The sequence below is a fragment of the Haloquadratum walsbyi J07HQW2 genome (assembly GCF_000415985.1).
Lineage (GTDB): Archaea > Halobacteriota > Halobacteria > Halobacteriales > Haloferacaceae > Haloquadratum > Haloquadratum walsbyi_B.
The window spans coordinates 1,153,782-1,175,015 of record NZ_KE356561.1 but is presented as its reverse complement, the minus strand read 5'-3'; the positions used below and the strand labels follow the sequence as shown (position 1 = coordinate 1,175,015).

The following is a 21,234-nucleotide window of genomic DNA, read 5'->3' as shown; positions in this document are numbered from 1 at the left end:
ACCATAATTTCGGCTTTATGCATCATATCAGCGTTGGAACTCATTGAGTCTGCTCGCCGAGTATACACGGCGAGTGGTTCTGCAACTCGACCGGGGGTGTACTCGTGAAACAATCGAATAATTATGTGACGGTCCTCAACAGCAGGAAGAGATTCGTCAAAACATTCTGTCTCCAGACACCTTCGGCGGACCACAACGCTCAAGATTGGGACACCGCCCTCATATAAAAAATCAATGTGGTGTGTTTCTGGGTCGTTGATAGGGAGTGACTTAACTCGACGGCGAATTTTTTCTTTCTGTATATATACATCACTGTATACCAGATCAACACCGTTGTTGAGTACATCAAGTTGCCTGTCAAGTTTCTCCGGGAGCCATTTGTCATCAGCGTCTAAAAACCCGACATACTCTCCTTCAGCGAGGTCGATCCCTTTATTCCGAGCTGCCGCAAGCCCGGTCGGCTTCTGAAAACTATATTTAATCCAGTCAACCTCGTCTGCGAGAGATTTAAGCCAGCTAACGCCAGAACTGTCGATGAGAATCACCTCGACATGTGAATATGTCTGTGCAGCAATACTTCTTAAGGCTGAACCAATGTATTCGCTGTCCTCATACGTCGGTAAGATGACAGACACAAGAGGTCCATCCTCATCAGATCGTGTTTTTGACAAGGAGCCACGAATGCTCACGTATATTTAACAAGATACTGATTGTATAAATAACTATTTATATGTTCAGAAATCATCGTATATGTGAATTTCGGTCAGCGAATCAGGGACGCGTACTCGGAACTGTGTGAGAAATATGATGATCCGATATGGCGCCGGAGCCGAATCACTCAGCATGTGGTTCGACCGATACATCGGGTGTATCCGAGAGATAATAACACCACATCGGTTATCGAGGAAGACTGGGATACACTAATTATCCTCGACGCTTGCCGAGCTGACCTGTTCGAAAAAACAATTAATCTTGACCGTTTTGATCGCTATGAGCGGCGAGTCAGCGCCGGTAGCATGACCCGTGAGTGGGCGCAACACAACTTCGCTGGCAGAGAACTCGGCGATACAGTATATGTATCTTCGAATCCGTATATATCAACGATTGCAGGAGATGTCTTTCACGAACTACGAGAGGTGTGGCGAAACAAATTCGATGATGAGGAACGGACGGTTCTCCCGGACGCAGTCTCTGAAGAGGCTCGGCATGCTCATCTGGATAACCCCAACAAGCGTCTGGTCATTCACTATATGCAACCGCACTATCCTTTTATTGATCGACCGGATCTCAGGTTTCAGAGTTGGCATCCTGACGAAATAGTCGATGGAGATGCCGGCGGCGAGAGACCACATGACCCGTGGCAGGCTTTGGCGATGGGGCTTGTCGACCGTCAAACCGTTTGGGAGGCGTACGCCGACAATCTCAAACGAGGAGTAAATGAAGTGTTCACCTTCGCCGCTACTCTCAATGGAAAAACTATTGTAACCTCTGACCACGGCAACATGCTCGGCGAGCGGGCTTACCCAGTTCCGATTCGGTTATATGGTCACCCAGAAGGGATTCGTCATCCAGCCCTCACCGAGATCCCTTGGGCGGTCATCAACAGTGGAAAGCGCCGAGACATCACCGCCGAAGAGATAAAACATACCGATGCAATTGATTCACGGGTAGTCAAGAGTCGACTTCAGGATTTGGGCTATGTCTAAGCATATCCAAGATCCTCAAGCTGTCTTTTCACCGACGCCGGTAGTTTATTATCTGACCCATACTCACGATTATCGAGCGACTCAGCGTACGACTTGACGAGATTTAGCAAATCTGTCGTGCCCTTAGCTGGTGAATTAAATCCTTCCATCGTTTGGTAGCCATAGCCGCCCGCATCAACGACACCAAATAGCTTCTCATCGTATGGATCTGGGCTGTAACCAGCGTTTATAATTCTCTGTCGGTTCTGATGGCTAACCCCATGATACTCTGTGTAGATGGACCGGTCTTCGGGTTCGGATACACTACCCTCGCTGATTAACGCACGATTGCTGTCACCAGCCTGAACGCCGGTAAGTTCGGCAATCGTATGAAACACATCGGTGAGACTCACCGGTGTCGAAGTATTACCATTATGAATTTCATTCCCAGAGATAACGAGCGGGACATGTGTCAACTCTGGATAGAGACCATACGCATGTTGATAAAGACTGTGATGATCAAACAATTCGCCGTGGTCACTAAGCGTGATCACCACATCAAATGAGTCTCGTAGTTCTTCGAATATATTCTCATATATATCCGAGAGATACCGGACACTATCGTCGTATGCCTGTTTGAGTCGCTCCGGTGTTGCGCCTTCCGGTGGGTGACCGGTGATAGTAGCAAGCAGAGCTGCGAAAGTTGTCCAACTGCGGTCATCATCCCACTCCGTAGTCCAATACTCTCTTGGTGGATCGTATGGAGCGTGAGTCTCCATCAGATTGCAAAAAAGAAACTCATCGTCATCGAACTGAGTCGATTTAATCAATGACAGAGCTCTTTTCGCTCCGTCGTCGTCAGGATCTGAACGGACACCAAGGTCTCGAAGTTTGATGTCTAGACCGCGTCGAAGCGATGGAAGAGTCGCAATGTCACTGGACAGAATCTCTCTGAGTGCAGCCACATAGCGTGCTAATCCCTGTGATTGGTGTTCAGAAATAAATTCTTGCCAATCATAGACCTCCCGCTCCATATAATTGAGCCGGTAGCTGCCGTAGAACTCTTTGAAGCCTCTATCAAACCCAAAAATTGGCGAAATATTAGGGTTGGCCGAAAATGCCTGTGTTCGGTAACCTACCTTAGATAGCAATTTTGCGAGCGTTGGCTCCGGGCAATCAAGTGATTGATGTTTTGCGTGGACACCAATTTCGCCTGGTGAGTGACCGGTAAAGAGCGATCCGTGGACCGGGACTGTCCAGTTGGCTGGCGACCACGCCTGCTCAAATCGATGACCGGGGAGCCAACCGAACTCCTCGCGAAACGCGTCAAGCCGGAGCGTATCAAGCACCACGAGGGCGACATTCATATCAGAAGTAGTCTGATGATATTATAAATTCCTTATCATGACACGACTTCTCCCGAAATGAGCCTCTATGTCTGATGATAATCTTTACGGATAAAACGCTGATTTGTTCAGTAATCGATTTAAATCTAAAACATATAATAAAAACTAGAATTTAGTTATTATACTGTATCTTAATATTGTAGTGTTCCTGTGAGTGAGTTTTGAGTTAATGTTGGAATCAAATGTCAGGATTCGCAATTCAATCCTTTGCAGGTGCCGGATGTGCTTCCATAGACGCCTCAATCACCGTATCTACATCTTATCGATCATCTGCCAATCTTATATCTGCGTTGATCTAGTACTTTGAGTATAAACTTATCGTAGTTTTTTATCTGAATGAGCTTCCGTGCTCATGGATATGTTTCTATTTTTCAACAGTTCGTTACACAAAACTGTGTCACTGAATACAGACACGCAGGTGATGGGGCAGAATATCAATTTTTTATCATATCCCTCAATATTGGCTATCAAATTTGCTTCTCATCTACTCGATATACAAAAATCAATATTTCGAACTCCTGAATCAAAAACCGAACTTGGAGACAGTCCAGTTGATGTACATTATAATTATGATGGCGCTAACCAGATTGTGAATAACTCAATTCACAAGATTTATTCACGCTTTCCGAATCATTCAGTTTATAATGGGCTCGCGCAGCAAGACTGATGATAAAAATAGCCAGTCTCTTATTGATATACTCACAGACTGGTATCATCTCCCTGTACTCCTCCTCATCGTTGGCACGATGTTTGCCATCCGAGCGCAGACATACTCAAATTTCATTCGCGAGGGTGAGGTCTTCTTCTCCGGCAATGACGCATGGTATCACCTCAGAGAAGTTACGTACATCACAAACCACTGGCCTTCGCCGATACCGTTTGACGCCTGGACAGGATTTCCATACGGTCAGTGGGTCGGACAATTTGGAACGCTTTACGATCAGGTTATTGCGACCGTTGCTCTCCTGCTAGGAGTCGGATCGCCGACTCAAAAACTGATTGGAGAGATATTGTTGATCACCCCAGCAGTTGCAGGGGCACTCACGGCAATCCCAGTATTTTTGATCGCTAAATCGCTTTCTGGACGCATTGCTGGGATATTTAGTGCCGCCGTATTGATGTTACTCTCTGGAACATTCCTCAACCGTACTCTGGTAGGAGTTGCTGATCACAATGCGATTGAACCACTCATGATGGCTATCGCTGTCTTTGGACTCGTAATTGCTTTCCAGAAAGCAGAAGCAACGATGCCAGTTTGGGAAGTTGTTCGTGAAGAGGTGTTTGATAATCGTGAAATTGATTCGATTATGGAGCCTATCAACTGGAGCGTCATCGGGGGGGTTCTTACAGGACTATATCTCTGGACGTGGCCTCCAGGAGTGCTTGTGGTTGGCATTGTCGGTGTTTTCACAATCCTGAAAATATCAAGCGATGCCGTCAATGAGCGGACTCCAGAACCGACTGCATTCGCAGTGGTCGTCGCCATGATTATTGTTGCCGTCATGTCCTTCATCGCAATTGACCGCATTAACTTTGACACGACATCACTCTCATTACTCCAACCTATCGCTGCGATTGGCGTCGCCAGCTCAGCTATCGCCCTATCCTGGCTTGCCCGTGTATGGGAGCGAAAAAATATTGACGCATCATTATACCCCGTCGCTGTTGGGGGACTCGCGATTGCAGCGACAGGCGCTCTTTCCTTACTTCAGACTGGAGTGATTGATCTCGTTACTGGGAATCTTCTACGCATCGTTGGCTTTTCTTCCGGTGCGGCAGCACGAACGGTTGGTGAAGCACAACCATTTGTGTCACCGGGGTCGCTTCGACGATTCGGTGTCTCGATTCCTGGGCGGATTGCCGTTGAATATGGACTGACGTTCTTTACCGGTCTCGCTGCTGCGTTCATACTTCACGCAAAGCCACTGTTCAAAAAGGGGACGCAGCGAACATACGCGTATCTCGGTATTGGTGCTTCCATTATTGGGTTATTGTTCCTTGCAAGCTTTATTCCGGATGCACTCGGGACAATAACTGGTCTTAACGAGCAGGTTGCTGCTCTCCTCGTTGTCTCAGCAATTATTGGTGGTGCAACGTTTCTCGCATCGTATGACGGTGATAAGCTGTTCATCATTGTCTGGGCAGCGTTTATTACCGCGATGGCATTCACACAAGTCCGATTTAATTACTACCTTGCTATTGTTGTTGCTGTATTCAACGGGTATCTATTCGACCAGTTACTCGAATATCTTAATCTCAAACGCTCGGTCACATCACTCAGAAATGATATTGACGGATATCAAGTCCTCGCTGTTGGTGCTGCATTCTTATTGATTCTCGGTCCTGGACTTGCTGTCCCGATTAGCCTTGGAAATACTACTACATCTCCTGCGTGGGAAACCGCTCAAAACAATGGTCCCGGCGCAGTCACGGTTTGGGATGACTCACTCGAGTGGATGCAGGGGAATACCCCTGAAGAGGGTAATCTTGGTGGCGCTGGAAATGCCGATGAAATGGAATTATACGGAAGTTATGATTTCACAGATGACTTTGCGTATCCGGATGGCACATACGGTGTTCAGTCATGGTGGGACTACGGTCACTGGATTACTACCCGTGCCGAACGCATCCCGAATGCAAATCCATTCCAACAGGGAGCAACTTCCGCGGCGAACTTCCTCCTCTCAGCAAATGAAACGCAGTCACATACCGTACTCAATAAACAGAGTACCGAAGGTGATCAAACACGATACGTGATGGTTGATTGGCAGATGGCAACACCTGGATCAAAATTCGGTGCTCCAACGGTGTTCTATGATGCTGAACCCAATGTATCTCGGAGTGATTTCCTTCGACCAGTGTATCAATTCAATCAACAGGGTCGATTCAGTGGAACTACTTCTATCCGGTCAGAGCGTTTCTATAACAGTACAATGACGCGGTTGTATTATTATCATGGAAGTGCTCGACAACCGTCACCGATTGCCGTTGACTGGGAAGATCGTCGCGTCCAGACGAATGATGGTGGAAGCACCACAGTCGCTGCAAATCCTCGTGGAAATCAATCAACTGTTAGAACGTTCAACAGTATGCGAGAAGCGGAGGCATTCGTTGCAAATGATACCACTGCACAACTCGGCGGAATCGGTCCATTTCCAACACACCGCGTTGAGGCATTAGATCATTATCGTCTCGTTCATGTGAACAATCAATCAGCATCACGGTCAATCCTCCGAACGACCTATCGAGGTGCACAAGCTGCAGGTATCAACCCACGAACGACGGTGCCATCAGAACCAGCATATGTGAAAACATTCGAACGCGTTCCTGGTGCGACGATAGAAGGAACCAACGCACCGGCTAATTCAACAGTGACCGCACAGGTCGAACTCACTATTCCAAATAAAAACTCAACATTTACTTACACTCAACAGTCACAGACAACAAACTCAGGTACATTTAGTATGACTGTTCCATACTCAACAGTGGAGCATAATGAATACGGTCCCGAGAATGGATATACCGATATCAGTGTTCACGCGAATGACACTTATACAATCTCGTCTGCACCATCATTCAACGAATCTGGATATGTCGTTAGCTATCAAGCAAATGTCTCTGTGCCGGAAGGGCTCGTCAACGGTGATCAATCAGGAGCAATTGATGCCGAGCTTGAGCGTAACGCACGAGAACTGAGTATCGGTGGGTCTGGCTCCAGTTCTAATTCCGAGTCTGACTCTGAGACGGTGACAGGCGACGATGCATCTGGAAGCGGCGAGAGCAGTTCATCCGATGGTGACTCCACCGATTCGAGTTCAAGTTCAGGCGCAGACTCAACTTCAAGCGATGAAGGATCTAATTCGGAATCAGACTCACAGTCATCGCTGGACTCGCCCATCGATGATACGAGCGTGAAACGGGCAGACTAGATACTATCATCATTATCTTAGGGTCGGCATTAGACGGATGATAGTTACCATCTAATTGCGTAGTCGCAGTCTCTGAAGATGTGCCAACGCAGTCACACGGACATCACAATTGTGCTATCTATCTCATACATTAGAATGCACAATAGCAAATAATCATAATTCAGCGCACGTGTATCGTGATGACGACATTCTTACTGTCCGTCTTTGATACTCTCTCAGATCTCAGATCCACCAAAGTCGATATGCTCAAACAGGATGGGGCATACTTGATGTATAATGGATATTAGTATCGTTGGGAGTGGCTATGTTGGGACAACCGTTGCCGCCTGTTTTGCCGACCTCGGGCACACAGTGACAACTATCGATATCGATGATTCAATAGTTGCTGCTATTGAGGAAGGTGACACGCCGATTCATGAACCTGGATTGGATGAACTCGTTGCCGAACATGGTGGAGACCGATTACGTGCAACGACAGCGTATGATATCGTCCCTGAAACCGACCTCACGATGCTTGCACTTCCAACACCGTCTCAGGATGACGGTAGTATCGACCTCCAGTATATGAAAGCTGGCGCGGAGTCAGTGGGCGAAGCCCTCAAAAACAACAACTCAGGACAACCAGATCCACATCTTATCGTCACAAAATCAACCGTGATCCCAACGACAACTGATGAGCAACTTGCGCCCGCTATCGCTCACAGTGGTCTTGACCGCACGCAGGACTTTCTCGTCGCTTCAAATCCTGAATTTCAGCGGGAAGGAAGCGCTGTGGTCGACTTTCTCAATCCACATAAACTCGTCTTTGGAACAGCTGATGAACGTGCGCTTGAATTATTACACGAACTATATGAGCCGCTTCACGAGCAAGCAGATGATAATATCTCGATCGTCGAGACCGATGTTGCAGCAGCGGAGATGATTAAATACGGAAATAATGCATTTCTTGCAAGTAAAGTCAGTCTCATTAACGATCTTGGAAACGTCTGCAAGGAATTCGACGTAGATACATATGAGGTTGCAAACGCAATTGGACTCGATGATCGGATCGGGGCACGGTTTCTCCGAAGTGGGGTTGGTTTCGGCGGGAGTTGCTTTCCAAAAGACACGAACGCCATTATTGCTGCTGCAGAGAAGCGCGGATACACCCCACCAATGCTCAATGCCGCTCTCAATGTGAATGATACGCAACCTGAACGACTGCTTGAATTGCTGAAGAAACATACAACTATCACTGATCATCGAATTGCTGTGCTTGGGCTTGCATTCAAACCTGGAACAGATGATATTCGTCATACCCGCGCTGCGCCGGTCATCGACCGACTCTGTGATCACGGTGCTGATGTCGTTGCATATGACCCGGTTGCAATGACAAACATGCGTGAACAGTATCCTGAAATCACGTATGTTGAGACTGCTGCAGACGCACTCGCTGACGCGTATGGAGCTGTTGTGGTCACCGGCTGGGATGAATTCGCAGCGCTTGACACAGAATTTGATACAATGACAAACTCGGTCGTTATCGATGGTCGGCGAATCGTTAATCGCCGCGATGGAATTACGTATGAAGGATTGACGTGGTGAACGAACGCGCACTACCATCTGATTAATTTAGATTCACCAAACGATATGATAAATTGATTATCAAGTATATCAGTTATTGGATATAATATTTTGATAATATACTGCCCCGGTATGAAGATGATATGTCCCCGTATATGAGCGGATAAAACCGAAGATACAGAATACCTGCATATCGGATTTAAATATATGTCGAGTGATTCAGACGGGATATCATCTATGCCATGGTGGCTCGTCATCTATTTCAAAGGAATCTGTATGGGAGCAGCCGATGCAGTCCCAGGCGTCTCTGGAGGGACAATTGCACTCATTGTTGGAATCTATGAACGATTGATCACCGCTGTCACTGCGATTACTCCACTCCAAATACGAGCTATCCTCTTAGCCCCTCACCCTCGTTATCGCGATAGTGCATTCACTGCCCTTCGCACGATTGATATTTGGTTTCTCATTGCACTTGTTACAGGGATTTTTTCAGCAATTATTACACTCACACGCATTGTTCATGCTGGGATTGTCTCGTATCCGACAGTGACCTTTGGGTTCTTTTTTGGGCTAATTGCGGCCTCTGCATGGGTCCTTCGACAGTCACTCACCATTGACACATCTGGTCGAATTGCAGCAGCAGTAGGTGGATTTCTTATTGCGTTCATTGTCTCCGGGCAGGCTGCTGGCGCACTTGGTCAGAGCCTTCCTGTTACGATGCTTGCCGGTGCAGTTGCAGTAAGTGCGATGGTTTTACCTGGTATCTCAGGATCACTGCTACTCGTTATTCTTGGACAGTATGAGTATATGACGGGGATACTCTCAATATTCATTGACGCCACCGTGTCGGTACTTACTGGTGGATCACTTGCTCCATTCATACAGACTGGGACAGTCGTTGTTGGTTTTGTCTCTGGAGCTGTTTTTGGATTATTTAGTATTGCTCATGCCGTTCGGTGGGCGCTTGAGCGATATTATGAAGCGACATTTGCGTTTCTCGTTGCACTCATTGTCGGTGCACTTCGCGCGCCGATTGTTCGAGTCGGGACACGATTAAGTGCCGATTCTGGAGCTGGCTGGACTCCATCAGCAATTGCTCTTTTTACAACTACTGCGCTCATTGGTGTATTCATCGTTCTCTTATTAGAGCGTGCTGCTGGAATCGGTGATGTTGATATGAAGATGTAATATCAATCTGACGTGCTCATAAGAACGTCTTCAACAGCAGTGTATACTCAAATAACTCGACTATAATTAAATATCGAATTTAATATAAAAATCTATACTGTAATCTCATTCGCATGTATTCACAGTCAGAGGCGTATAATTGGCGACACCGGTCGCTAAGGAATATAATTGTTCAGGCAGAAGGAATCCAGACCGGGCTGTGGCAGGCACCCGTCGACTGACGACGTTCGATGCTGGCTGACAGGTAGTACCCGGTCCGGCATGGTAAGCTGTATTACTGATAGTAGTCGACGGGATAGGATAATTGTCGTGACGGCGTCATGTCCTTCATGAATAGCCGCCGAATGATAATGTCCTGTTGTAATCACTCCCGTGCGACGGCAATATTTTGCACTACGGTACTCCCACACGACTGACAGCGATCATCAGCGCTGGTAAAACGAGTTCCGCAGGATCGACACTCCCGTAATGATGACGTGGTGGCGTACGGATCAATTGTCCCGTGATATATCACCATACTCACTACAGCCTGATACTGGCATAAGAATATTTCCCTGATAGAACACAATATGGGCTATATCCATATGATTGCCTAATATTCTTGATGAGTGTACAAAATACGGAAGCTATCGACGACCAATATGAATAAACGTTTCAATTCGGCTTGTGGCATCAACAGTTGTGAATCCGGCGGCAGCGGACTCCCGCACAGCGTCGGCAAGTTCATATCGCTCTGATCGTGGTGGTCCGGATTCACCACTCCCACACTTCGACCAATCAACAGTGACAATACGTCCCCCTGGACGAATAACGCGAGCCAATTCAGAAAGTGCATCAGGATCAGCGAACTCATGATACGTCATCGTCGAAAACGCTGCATCAAGTTTGTTCGACTCAATTGGGAGTGAAGACGCTTCAGCGGTGACAAAGGAGACATTCGCTGGGTGCCCCTTCGTGCGGTATCTATCATGCATGCCCGATTGCACATCAACAGCATATACTAAATCTGCACATGGAGCGACTGCATCGGTGTAAAATCCAGTTCCACTCCCGATGTCAGCGATTACAGCATCGGTGTCGGTCGTTGGACCGATGTCAAGAGCAGCAAGCAGCTCCTCTCGCGAGCAGTATTCATACCGTCCTGGATCCTCAAGCGCGTCCGCTCGCTCAATATCAAAGGTGTGATGTCCCATGTAATCGCCTTGTATGGTATGCCGAAAACGCTGCCGTCTTGTCGTATCGGTATTATATTCTAAGTATATGTCAAATAAATACTATTTATATAATTACAGAAGAATATAATTTAGAATTCGTAATTAAAGATGTATATATACTATCATAAACCAGGAGATCCGCTCAGTTTAGCTATCTTGACCCTGAGACCTTCCGCTCAGATTAATTATCAATCAGAGATAGCGTACGGTAAGTTTATATAGCTAATCTATATAGTAAACTTTGAACTGTTAATATATGACATCACATGACATGCCGTCTGATAATTTCGTACATCACCGAATGAGGGCGGACGTGCATGACACATATATCCAACCCATACTATGAGAGTTATGACCTCACCTATCGATACCCCGGATGAACGAGTGTGTGAACGTTGCGGTCGAATCGAGCAATGGAACGATAACGCGATAGCATGGAGTGTTGCCGAAGAAGATGGCAACCCTATTGTTGGAAGCGTTTATTGTATTCATGAATGGGATATTAATGGAGCCTTTGTTCCTGTCTCCGACGTAGACGGAGACGCAGACGTAGATGTAGAAGCCTGATCAAATACTACATATTGAGCTGTTGATTATATACTAGTTGTAGAAGTAATATATATTTTAATTGGTTGACATATTTGGAGTTATTTAATATAATATGATTTCTTAGGAGGGTTCAGTCCTGTCTTGAATGCGATCAAGAACTGCTGCAGTTCCATCGAAATATGATTCCTCTAATACTTCATCAGCAGCCTCCTGAGCCGCGCTATCAGCATTTTCAACAGCGTATGACTGACCAGCCACTCGGAACGTCGAGACATCGTTTTCACTGTCACCAACAGCAACGAATGAGTTAGGATCAAGCGCTAACGTATCACAGACAGCATTGAGTCCGTCGCCCTTCTCAACACCTGGTGTCTTAAGATGATATGCATAACCCGTGTCAATAACTGTCAGATCAAATTCTGCAGCAACCTCACGAAGTAATTCTTCATCGGCTGAAAGATCGATAGCAATCTCGGTCTCACGCCACTTATTCACATCATCAAACGTGCCCCATCCAATATCACCACCACGCTCTTCAAACGCGACAGCGGCTGCCTGTGCCTGTTCACTATCTCCCTGATAAGAGACGGTCTCATCAGCGAGCACGACACCACCATTTTCTGCAATCACTGTCTGCTTGATCCCAAGGAAATGACAGAGACTCACTGGATACGGGAATGCTTTCCCAGTCGCCAGGACGATTGGTGCATCCCAGGATTGAACATATGCTGGAACACGCGGGTCTAATCGCCCTGGCGCGTCGGTGAGTGTCCCATCAATATCGAGCACAAGCGGCGGGACTGCCGCGTCCGGGTCAGTAAACATATATCATCGAAAAGAGCCTCACTGACAAAGTAACACCGCTTGACGAGCATCAGACAGTGACTCGTAATAATAATCTCGACAGTTTGTGATTCAAAAAGATGATGTCCTGATCCACAAATATCGACTTGCGTTTGGGTTTAGACCCAGACTCACACTCAGACCCAGACCCAGACGATCTCTTCTCAGTCTGCAGCGGACTCCGGTGGTGTAGCAGTTACGATATCTCGGTCGGTTGGATTGACCGCATCGAATTCACCAACTAACGCATCAAGTTGCTCTGGATTATCTGAGGCATACAATGATCGCTCATCTGTTTCACAAGATTCGTTCACACCGAGCTTTGTACAGATATGGTCACTCGCTTCTTCTGCCATCTGTCGATACGTGGTGAGTTTTCCACCAACAACCGAAGTAACATTTGCGGGTTCGCCACGCTCAGCATGATCGATGACGAAGAAGCCGCGTGAAATACCACGACCATCATCACGCTCGTCTTCATCAGGTTCATACAGTGGGCGGACACCCCACCAGGTTCGGACTTCCGGAGCATCTGCGATACTCGGGATCAACTCTGCGCATTCATCGACGGATCGCTCAATCTCCCAGTCAGCCTCCTCATAATCGTCTGGATCATCAACTGCAACACTCGTTGTCCCAAGCACGACTTCACCATCATGTGGAACGATAATGTCACCATCATCGGGGTCACGACACCGGTTCAAAACCGGATCAAGACCATCATGCTCGACGGAAATCATCACTCCGCGCGTTGGTTGCATTGAGACATCGATCCCAAGGTCAGCGCCCATAGTCTCTGCCCATGCTCCAGTCGCGTTAACAACCTGTGTTGCTTCAACGGTATCATTAAGCTCGCCTCCGACGTGCAACTCCGTAATTTCATCATCAGCAGTCGTGACCGACTCGACGGGTGCATGTGTGTAAATCGACGCGCCATGTTCACGAGCGTCTGCGGCATTCGCGACGACAAGCCGTGATGGATAAATAACCCCATCAGGGACGGTAAATGCCCGTTCAACGTCTTCTGTTAGTCCAGGAACGCGTTCATGTGCTTCTTCAGCACTAATCCTCTCAGTCGGGATATCTAGTTCATCACACGCATCGAGCTTTTCTTCAAAATACTCAGGATCATCTGATTCAAGTTGAATGAATAACCCTCCAGTCTCACGGATGCATCCTTCAGCGATATCTCTGAGGATCCGACTCTCGCGGATGCACTCTTCAGCACCAATCGGGTCAGACTCTGCATACCGACCACCACTGTGTAATAATCCATGCGAGCGCCCAGAGGTGCCTCCACCAAGTCCTCCACGCTCAAACAGTGAGACATCAACACCGCGAAGGGCTAAATCGCGAGCAATTCCGGCACCAGTTGCACCACCACCGATTATAGCTACATCCGTTTGAATCGTCATATAACACGTTGTGTGTCCCAATGGAAATACAATTAACGATTATGTCATCCAGTTCCTTACCGTGTAGAACACATTCATGGAGTGTATATATCATATAATATCTTACATAACGACCGTCTTGATACACAGTCACTGCTCAGTGAGATTAATATCAACGTAGCTCCCTTCTCAGGTATGAACCGAAGCATAGATACGCAAACCACACACTCATCGCGAGATCTTATCCACGTTCTTGATCGACTTTTGAGTATTCACGGGCATCCTCGGCTGCAGCGACGACAGAGTCGGCGGTTGCCTTCGAAGAAGATGCCTCAACAGCTGCATTGAGCGTTCCTTCGAGAACAGGGGCATCTGCAATATGAACTGCATTGTCGACTGCGACCATTTCGATCGCTAACTCAGCATTCATGACCGCACTGCCAAGATCCACAAGAAGGACGACATCATCTATCTCACCCTGAGTCACATCCTTGCCCTCAGCTTCAGTATCGTCGTTGTGTGAGATCATCGTTGGCGTCTGCAGCTTTGGTTATTGCTTTGGCAATCGCATTTGGATCCGTTCCGATTCCGCCATCGATATCGCCACCAGCAACGACGATACGGGTATCACTACTCCCCATTTCAACAGCAATTTCGCGAATTCCTTCAGCTGCGCGTGCACTATGTGACACAACAATAATTCCAACCATTATTTGTGCTCAGTATCAGTTGCTTCGACATCATCTAGCCTCTCATCCGTCTTTGAAGCGCTCTCAGCAACCGCTTCAATTTCGGTCTCACCCTCAAGATGCACTGTAGCAACTGCAAGTATCTCTTCAAGAATATACAGTGTGCTCGTCGCTCCAGGGTCCTGATGACCGACAGAGCGCCATCCAAGGAACGATGCTCGTCCCTTCATTGCCCTCAGTGGAACAGTATATTCGACACCTCGCTCGGCTGCATCAACTGCCTTGGCGAGTGCAGTCAGCGGCGGTAGCTCATCTTCTTCAATTGATTTTTTATAGGTATGGACTGCAGGAGTGAGTGCATCAACCATCGTCTTATCACCAACTGTTGCGTCCCCCCGATCTTTTACCTTCTCAAGATACGCCTCAGCGAATGCAACGGATGATTCGGCAGTGATACCCTCTGTAAGTTCCTGACTCGCTGTTAGGAGTGTCCCACCGTATAACGGACCTGAGGCGCCACCAACATTACTGATTAACGTTGTCCCAACTTCTTTGATAATCGTATCAATTGATTCACCCTCTAATTCTTCGAGTCCTGCGCGGACTGAGCTAAATCCTCGTGTGAGATTCGCACCGTGGTCAGCATCCCCAATTGCCGAGTCTAATTCTGTGAGATGATCCTGTTCGGATTCAATACGGTCTGCAACTGCTCTTATTGCCTCAAACACAACCGGTCGCTGTCGTTCATGAATATCCTCACTCATTATCGCCAGCCCGTGTTAGCGCTGGTGTGTCTGCAGGCGCAGCAAGCAATTCTTTGAGTTCATCATCAACTATACAGACAGTAACAGAACATCCGCGCATATCGAGTGATGTCATGTAATCACCGACCATGGTTTCCCATATCTCAAGACCGTCACCTTTGAGCGTTGACTGGACAGCATTGTTCACGATGAATAATTCTGATAATGGTGTCCCGCCCATCCCATTGACAATCACGGCGACCTCTGTCCCATTCTCAGGATCAAGATCTTCAATTACGTTCTCTGTGAGATGCGTCCCTACCTGTTCAGCACTGAGTTGATCAGTTCGCTCTGTTCCAGGTTCGCCATGAATCCCGATACCAAGTTCAATTTCATCCTCACCGAGGTCAAATGTCTCCTCACCTTTCGCTGGGGTTACACAGGAGGTAAGCGCCATTCCCATTGTTCCAATATTATCAACTACCTTTTCACCGACTGCAGCGACCTCCTCAAGTGATCCTCCTGCAGCCGCTTTTGCTCCAACAGCTTTATGTACAAAAATCGTCCCGCAGACGCCTCGTCTTCCGCTTGTATAGAGTGAATCCTCGACAGCAACATCATCATCAACAACAATTTGTTCAACATTGACATCCTCAATCTCAGCCATCTCAGCGGCTGTATCGAAATTCATCACATCGCCTTCATAATTCTTCACAACGCAGAGAACACCCTCGCCGGTATCACAGGATTCTGTTAATGCATTTAATTCATCAGCAGTTGGTGAGGTGAATATCTCTCCTGCTGCTGCCCCATCGAGCATTCCATCGCCAATGTATCCCGCATGAGTCGGTTCATGACCACTTCCTCCGCCAGTGACAATCCCAACTTTTCCATCGATTAGGGTATCTCGTGTCAGCACCTTTGTGCCATCAACCCGAGTGAGTCTGTCAGGGTAAGCCGAAACCATCCCGTCAAGCATCTCATCGACGTAATCATCAGGGTCATTAATGAGCTTCTGCATGCTGTATTCAACACTATACTGCGGTATATAAAAACGTTCGCGGGAGATACTCATGATTCATACCCGTTCTATATCATCTCAAAGAGAATGCAAACAGACATACAAATGAGCCCAACACCCAATCTACGGCGGATCTAACGAGCAGAGAAGGCTATAGTCGGATTATCTTATATATCGGAGTGGAATGTCGTTAATCACTCAATCTATGCGTTGAGTGGACTGACACCAATCGTTACTGTGACGCCTTCAACATCCCATTCTTCAATAAGTGTTTGACCGTTCTCACTTGCGCCATCAATGTTATCAACGAATGCGTTTGTTCGCGTCTCTGTTGCGACTGTGTCTCGTCGTTGAGCAACGAGATTAGCCACTCGGTCGTCTGCAACATCAACCGCAGTTTGAATCTCGGTATCGACGTCAAGGGCTAATTCCTTTCGCATCTGCTGGATTCGGCGAATGACATCCCGAGCATATCCCTCAGCCTCAATCGATTCGGTGAGTGAAGTATCAACATAAACTGTCCCACCATCGAAATCCGCACCCGAAATATACTCTGGTGGTTCAGCCTCAAAGCTGATCATCTCCTCTGTGATTTCATACTGCTCGCCATCAATTGTTACGCCTTCTGTGAGTATCTCGCGTGAAGCACCCTCAACTGCGTCCATCACACGCTGTGCATCTGCTCCGAACTCCGGACCGATGACACTCATTTCCGGCTGTGCACGCTCAATTAGTTCATCGAACTGTGTTACCGTCTCAATAGCCTCTGTGTTGACGCGGTCTGCAAGTAATCCAGATAGCGACTCAACTGCGTCGGTCACTGAATTAGTCTCTGCCTCAACAACTACCCGTGGTACGGGCCACCGAAGTTTCCGCCCACCCTGTTGGCGCGCATTTGCCGCTGCCTCCTCGACATTTCTGAGTACCGCCATCTCAGATTCAAGCGTTTCATTCTGCCATTCCACGTCAACAGTCGGGTATGAGAGTGCATGTACTGTCGTTTCTGATCCATTCAGATGCTGATACATCTGCTCCGTGAGATATGGTGCAATTGGTGCGAGGAGTCGAATTGTCTCATCTAAAATCGTGGTGAGGGTCGCATACGCCCCACGTTTTGACGCAGAATCCTCATCTGCCCACATCCGTTCACGAATCGCCTTGATATAAAATCGCGAGACATCATCAGTGATGAACTCAAGAATTGTATTCACTGCTGTATCAATCTCATAATCCTCCCATGCAGCCCGTGTTTCTTCTTTGACTGACTGTAATCGTGAAAGTACCCATTCATCCACAACGGTCAACGTTCCTTCAGAAAGATCAGCTTCTACCGGATCATATCCGTCGAGATCCATATACGGAAGTGGGAATCGGAAAACATTCCAGAAGATATTCAATGTCGACTGCATCTCGCCAAGACCATCCCACTCAAATGAGAGATCAACGCCCTGTTGATCATGACTCAAGAGATATGCTCGAAGTGGGTCCCGACCAGCGCGCTCGATTGCCTCCTCTGGCGTGACAATATTGCCACGTGACTTCGACATCTTCCGACCATTCTCATCATTCGCAAAGCCATGCATCATCACTTCTTCATACGGTACCTGTCCCGTCGCAGCGGTGCCCATCCCTAATTGTGACCAAAACCACCCACGTGTCTGGTCGTGTGCCTCAACAATGAAATCTGCTGGCCATAACTCATCATATGCATCTGTTTCACCCGGATAATCGACTGTCCCCCATGATGCGACTGAGGAATCAATCCAAACATCGAACACGTCAGGAACGCGCTCATACCTCGTACCATCCTCAGTAATCGTCAGCGGATCAACTGCTGGCCGGTGCAGATCAATATCTGTCGGATTAACATCTTGATCTGCACGCTCAGCTAATTCTTCACGAGTACCGATAACAATCCAGTCGTCTGTCGTGCCGTCATCCTCACTGTCAGTGTTATCGACAGCCTCCCAGATAGGTAATGGAATCCCCCAGTATCGTTGTCGGGAGACGTTCCAGTCAGGGGCGTCCGCAACAAAATCACGAAAACGATTATCGCGAGCCCACTGTGGATACCATTCTGAGTCGTCAATATTTGCTAGTAACTCTTGTTTGATATCGGTGACTGTGATGAACCACTGATCAGTGGCAAGAAAAATAATATCTGTATCACAGCGCCAACAGTGTCCATATCGATGTTCGTGTGTTCCCGACGATACTAACACGCCCTCATCATCAAGATCCTCAATAATCTCATCATTTGCATCACGGACGAACGTGCCAGCGTACTGACCGGCTGCATCGGTGAACTCACCACGCCCATCAACCGGCACGAACGTTTCAAGATCGAGTTCTTGACCACGGGCGAAATCCTCCTGACCATGTCCTGGGGCAGAATGAACAAGCCCTGTACGGTCAGCTTCGACATACTCGGCTGTATATACTTGACCAGCACCCGCGAAATCGGCGTGTGTCTGAACCTGGTCTGCGAGTGGGTTGTCATACTCCCAGCCAGTGAGTTCATCGCCACTGTATTCTTCGATGACAGTGTAATCATCATATCGACCACGCTTCAGCACTTCCTCAACGCAGGGTTCAGCGATATAGAGTAACTCTGAATCATCACCCTGCTGTGTGCGAATAGCCTGATATGTCAGATCTTCATCAGCCGCGACGAATGTATTTGCTGGAATCGTCCACGGCGTTGTCGTCCAGATAACGAGACTTCCTTCTTTATTTGACAGCGGGAAGCGAACATAAATTGAGGGTGATGTAATCTCATCATACTCAACCTCATTGGCTGCAATGGCAGTTTGACATCGCGGACAGTAGCTTACAGAGCGCTTTCCACGCTCAACTAGTCCCCGCTGATCAACCTGCTGGAACGCCCACCATGCTGCCTCCATATACTCCGGTGAGAGCGTTTCATATGGGTCATCCCAGTCCATCCATACGCCAATTGACTGGAAGTCCTCATCCATCGCCTTGCGATTATCCACAGCAAAGCGCTTGCACTCTTCGATAAAGGACTCCATCCCGTATTCTTCGATATCTCGCTTGGTCTCAAAGCCGAGTTCTTCTTCGACTTTGACTTCGATCGGGAGTCCATGCATGTCATAGCCCGGTCGGTCAGTGACATGATGTCCGGTCATCCGTTTATATCGGATAATAGCATCTTTAAGCGTTTTATTCCAGGCTGTGCCTAAATGCATCTGCCCAGAGGTATAGGGCGGACCATCAACAAAATAGAAGGACGGGTCCTCGGCGTGTGCCTCCTTTGTTGCCTCATATGCGTTTGTGTCGTCCCAGTACGTCTCAATAGCGGTCTCGACATCCGCTGGTGTGTACTGGTCGTCGACTTCATCCATATATAGATTGATGCTGACGGACGTATATCAGTTCTCTGTAATTCGACGCTTGTTCGTGAAGAGACATCACCCTCTTGGGATTATATCCAGATAGCTGATCCGTAATGTGATTACAATCGGTCAATATCTATGCCTGTCGTCTGAGAAAATAACTCATGACTATGATCATTAATTACGTGAAAAAATACTAATTAATACGAAATGAAACTGAAACTAGTCCAATGGTCAGCAATTCAACTTTGAGTTGAATTATACAAACGGTGAACGTATCAGATGATTACTAGTTTCCATGTTATCATTAGAAGTCTGGGAGATCCTCAGGAGCCTCATACTCTGATTCCCAAGTAATATATTCATCTTTGAGTATTTCACACGTCAACTGCCCAAGTTCGGTCAATCCAGCGTTGATACTCGATATTGTCTTCCAAGAATTAATTTCGGGGTGAATATCGCGTTCTTTCCAATCTTCGGGGAGTCCAGGGGCATGATATCCGACCCTATCCGCGAAGTCATCCCAGAAGAAATCAAACTGTGAAAGCAACTCCATATCAAGGACAATTCGCCACTCATCCTCAGTGAGCGATGTATCAGCTACCCACAATTCAAATGCGTCCGCCCATGCTCCATCACGAAGCAGTTCACCAAGTTCTTCACGACGATAATCAGTATCCCCGACTATCTCAGCATCGTCGTAATCATTCGGATCAACGTTGTCTGCTAGTGACGGTGCTGTCGGTGCTTCGACGGATAATGCCATAGGTACATTTCTTCATAGACGAAAATAAGTCGTCGGTCAATATAACCACTTGCTGTTATATTATGTGTGCTGACTATCTGATAATGCTAGAATTAAACTCAAATTACTCGATTAATTCTCTGTGGTTTCCAGTTTTCAGATTCCGTCAGGATCAGACTCTGTATCGACATCCGTGTCAATATCTGATTTGTCATATTCATCAAACTCTGATGGGTCAATAATATCTTGTTCCTCACTTGCAGCTTCAAATCGTGATGGTGGCTCCCCAGCGTAGTCTAACACATCATCAGATATTTCGATTTGACAGTCCGCGCGCACAGCAAGTGCAATAGCATCACTTGGTCGTGCATCAAATACATGACGTCGTGACTCACCATCGTCATACCGTTCGGTATCAATTTTTGCATAAAATGTTCCATCGGCGATATCATCAATCCGCACACCATCGAGCGCCCCTCCAAAGTCAGTAATCATCTGAATGAACAAATCGTGTGTCAGCGGTCGTTCAAACGGCTCACCGGCAAGTGCGAGCTTAATCGCCCGTGCCTGATCGGCTGTCACTGCAATTGGGAGGTACTCATCTCTTGCAGCAAGAAGCACGGCTGATATTTCCTCACCACTGGCATCGACGCCAACACCGACACCTGCAACATTTGCTGAGTGATTCATATCTGTATTAGCGACTCAGAGTACGAATAATTGCGGGATATCATCACTACTACAAACTACTACTTATGAGTATATTATCAGTATATAATCGCTCATGATGTACAAGAATAAAATCAGAATGGTGACATATCCAGTTACGATAGATATACCCACCACATAATGGTATTCTCCCGCTGTAATTGCAGATCACACTCACGCTGCGTCAACCGTGAGGTG

The 21,234-nt window shown here is 47.3% G+C and carries 15 protein-coding genes and 1 pseudogene; 5 read left to right on the top strand and 11 right to left on the bottom strand.

Features of this window, described 5'->3' with window-relative positions; translation table 11 throughout:
* On the bottom strand, window positions 1-689 hold a 689-nt coding region (locus tag J07HQW2_RS05295; protein ID WP_021054374.1), incomplete at its 3' end, for a glycosyltransferase family 2 protein.
* A 156-nt stretch (window positions 690-845) separates the two neighbouring features.
* On the opposite strand from J07HQW2_RS05295, the gene J07HQW2_RS05290 reads away from it, so the two are divergent.
* Window positions 846-1,706, top strand: coding sequence for an alkaline phosphatase family protein (locus J07HQW2_RS05290; RefSeq protein WP_048075157.1), 861 nt, complete (start codon window positions 846-848; stop codon window positions 1,704-1,706).
* On the opposite strand, the gene J07HQW2_RS05285 is transcribed toward J07HQW2_RS05290, so the two are convergent.
* Window positions 1,703-3,052, bottom strand: coding sequence for a sulfatase-like hydrolase/transferase (locus J07HQW2_RS05285; protein WP_021054372.1), 1,350 nt, complete (start codon window positions 3,050-3,052; stop codon window positions 1,703-1,705). The genes J07HQW2_RS05290 and J07HQW2_RS05285 overlap by 4 nt on opposite strands.
* A 683-nt stretch (window positions 3,053-3,735) precedes the next feature.
* Here J07HQW2_RS05285 and J07HQW2_RS05275 point away from each other — a divergent pair.
* The 3 genes from J07HQW2_RS05275 to J07HQW2_RS05265 all read left to right on the top strand — a co-directional run bounded on the left by J07HQW2_RS05275 (window position 3,736) and on the right by J07HQW2_RS05265 (window position 9,774).
* Window positions 3,736-7,020 (top strand): oligosaccharyl transferase, archaeosortase A system-associated, encoded by a 3,285-nt coding sequence (locus J07HQW2_RS05275; protein WP_021054370.1) that lies wholly within the window; start codon window positions 3,736-3,738, stop codon window positions 7,018-7,020.
* A 276-nt stretch (window positions 7,021-7,296) separates the two neighbouring features.
* Complete coding sequence (aglM, locus tag J07HQW2_RS05270) at window positions 7,297-8,604, top strand: UDP-glucose 6-dehydrogenase AglM (protein WP_021054369.1); 1,308 nt, start codon at window positions 7,297-7,299, stop codon at window positions 8,602-8,604.
* A 186-nt stretch (window positions 8,605-8,790) separates the two neighbouring features.
* Window positions 8,791-9,774, top strand: a complete 984-nt coding sequence (locus J07HQW2_RS05265) for a DUF368 domain-containing protein (RefSeq protein WP_048075156.1) — start codon at window positions 8,791-8,793, stop codon at window positions 9,772-9,774.
* 626 nt (window positions 9,775-10,400) lie between these two features.
* Here the strand turns inward: J07HQW2_RS05265 and J07HQW2_RS05260 are convergent.
* Window positions 10,401-10,967 (bottom strand): class I SAM-dependent methyltransferase, encoded by a 567-nt coding sequence (locus J07HQW2_RS05260; protein WP_021054366.1) that lies wholly within the window; start codon window positions 10,965-10,967, stop codon window positions 10,401-10,403.
* Window positions 10,968-11,339: 372 nt separating this feature from the next.
* Between J07HQW2_RS05260 and J07HQW2_RS05255 the strand changes: the two genes are divergently transcribed.
* The gene (locus J07HQW2_RS05255) at window positions 11,340-11,555 is read left to right on the top strand and encodes an HEWD family protein (RefSeq protein WP_021054365.1); all 216 of its coding nucleotides are present in this window, start codon (window positions 11,340-11,342) and stop codon (window positions 11,553-11,555) included.
* Between the two features lie 102 nt (window positions 11,556-11,657).
* Here the strand turns inward: J07HQW2_RS05255 and J07HQW2_RS05250 are convergent, their stop codons facing one another.
* The 8 genes and pseudogenes from J07HQW2_RS05250 to J07HQW2_RS05215 all read right to left on the bottom strand — a co-directional run bounded on the left by J07HQW2_RS05250 (window position 11,658) and on the right by J07HQW2_RS05215 (window position 21,018).
* The gene (locus tag J07HQW2_RS05250) at window positions 11,658-12,362 is read right to left on the bottom strand and encodes an HAD-IIB family hydrolase (protein ID WP_021054364.1); all 705 of its coding nucleotides are present in this window, start codon (window positions 12,360-12,362) and stop codon (window positions 11,658-11,660) included.
* A gap of 182 nt (window positions 12,363-12,544) precedes the next feature.
* On the bottom strand, window positions 12,545-13,795 hold the full coding sequence (locus tag J07HQW2_RS05245; protein WP_021054363.1) for an FAD-dependent oxidoreductase: 1,251 nt from the start codon (window positions 13,793-13,795) through the stop codon (window positions 12,545-12,547).
* Between the two features lie 220 nt (window positions 13,796-14,015).
* Window positions 14,016-14,484, bottom strand: a pseudogene (locus tag J07HQW2_RS05240) (PTS-dependent dihydroxyacetone kinase phosphotransferase subunit DhaM).
* Window positions 14,484-15,227 carry a dihydroxyacetone kinase subunit DhaL gene (gene dhaL / locus J07HQW2_RS05235; RefSeq protein ID WP_021054360.1) on the bottom strand — a complete coding sequence of 248 codons (744 nt, stop codon included), beginning with the start codon at window positions 15,225-15,227 and terminating at the stop codon, window positions 14,484-14,486. Before dhaL ends, J07HQW2_RS05240 begins: the two are co-directional and overlap by 1 nt.
* The gene (gene dhaK / locus J07HQW2_RS05230; protein ID WP_021054359.1) at window positions 15,220-16,227 is read right to left on the bottom strand and encodes a dihydroxyacetone kinase subunit DhaK; all 1,008 of its coding nucleotides are present in this window, start codon (window positions 16,225-16,227) and stop codon (window positions 15,220-15,222) included. Before dhaK ends, dhaL begins: the two co-directional genes overlap by 8 nt.
* Before the next feature lie 203 nt (window positions 16,228-16,430).
* On the bottom strand, window positions 16,431-19,592 hold the full coding sequence (gene ileS / locus J07HQW2_RS05225; protein ID WP_021054358.1) for an isoleucine--tRNA ligase: 3,162 nt from the start codon (window positions 19,590-19,592) through the stop codon (window positions 16,431-16,433).
* A 298-nt stretch (window positions 19,593-19,890) separates the two neighbouring features.
* A complete protein-coding gene (locus J07HQW2_RS05220) occupies window positions 19,891-20,349 on the bottom strand; it encodes a DUF7992 family protein (protein ID WP_021054357.1) in 459 nt (152 codons plus the stop codon).
* A 135-nt stretch (window positions 20,350-20,484) separates the two neighbouring features.
* Window positions 20,485-21,018 (bottom strand): bifunctional nuclease family protein, encoded by a 534-nt coding sequence (locus tag J07HQW2_RS05215; protein WP_021054356.1) that lies wholly within the window; start codon window positions 21,016-21,018, stop codon window positions 20,485-20,487.
* Window positions 21,019-21,234: the final 216 nt, after the last annotated feature.